Annotated in this window: 1 protein-coding gene; it reads left to right on the top strand. The window is 67.4% G+C overall.

Features of this window, described 5'->3' with window-relative positions; genetic code table 11:
* A partial coding sequence (locus ACIGG8_RS42915) for an acyl-CoA dehydrogenase family protein (RefSeq protein WP_396554001.1) occupies nucleotides 1-1,019 on the top strand: 1,019 nt, incomplete at both ends.

Here is a 1,019-nt window from a genome sequence, read left to right as displayed (position 1 = left end):
TTCGATCTCTTCCGTGTCTCCGAGGAGCACGAGATGCTCCGTGAGGCGGTGCGTTCGCTGGCTGAGGCGAAGATCGCTCCGTTCGCGGCGGAGGTGGACGAGCAGGGGCGGTTCCCGCAGGAGGCGTTGGACGCGTTGCAGGGCAATGACCTGCATGCGGTGCACGTGCCGGAGGAGTTCGGTGGTGCGGGGGCGGACGCGCTGGCGACGGTGATCGTGATCGAGGAGGTCGCGCGGGTGTGTGCGTCCTCGTCGTTGATCCCGGCGGTGAACAAGCTGGGGTCGTTGCCGGTGCAGCTGTCGGGTTCGCAGGAGCTGAAGGCGAAGTACCTGGGGGCGCTGGCGCGGGGTGAGGGGATGTTCTCGTACTGCCTGTCGGAGCCGGAGGCGGGTTCGGACGCGGCGGGGATGAAGACCCGGGCGGTGCGGGACGGGGACTTCTGGGTGCTGAACGGTGTGAAGCGCTGGATCACCAATGCGGGTGTGTCGGAGTTCTACACGGTGATGGCGGTGACGGATCCGGAGCTGCGGTCGAAGGGGATCTCGGCGTTCGTGGTGGAGAAGGGCGACGAGGGTGTGTCGTTCGGTGCTCCGGAGAAGAAGCTGGGGATCAAGGGGTCGCCGACGCGTGAGGTGTACTTCGACAACGTGCGGATTCCGGCGGACCGGATGATCGGTGCGGAGGGTACGGGTTTCGCGACGGCGATGAAGACGCTGGACCACACGCGGGTGACGATCGCGGCGCAGGCGATCGGGATCGCGCAGGGGGCGTTGGACTACGCGAAGGGGTACGTGAAGGAGCGCCGGCAGTTCGGGAAGGCGATCGCGGAGTTCCAGGGTGTGCAGTTCATGCTGGCGGACATGGCGATGAAGCTGGAGGCGGCGCGGCAGCTGACGTACGCGGCGGCGGCGAAGTCGCAGCGCGGGGACGGTGACCTGACGTTCTTCGGTGCGGCGGCGAAGTGCTACGCGTCGGACGCGGCGATGGAGATCACGACGGACGCGGTGCAGTTGCTGGG

This window comes from Kitasatospora sp. NPDC085464, assembly GCF_044541955.1.
In the GTDB taxonomy this organism is placed as follows: domain Bacteria; phylum Actinomycetota; class Actinomycetes; order Streptomycetales; family Streptomycetaceae; genus Kitasatospora.
The sequence above is the reverse complement of the archived record's forward strand: the minus strand, read 5'-3'. Positions and strand labels throughout refer to the sequence as shown.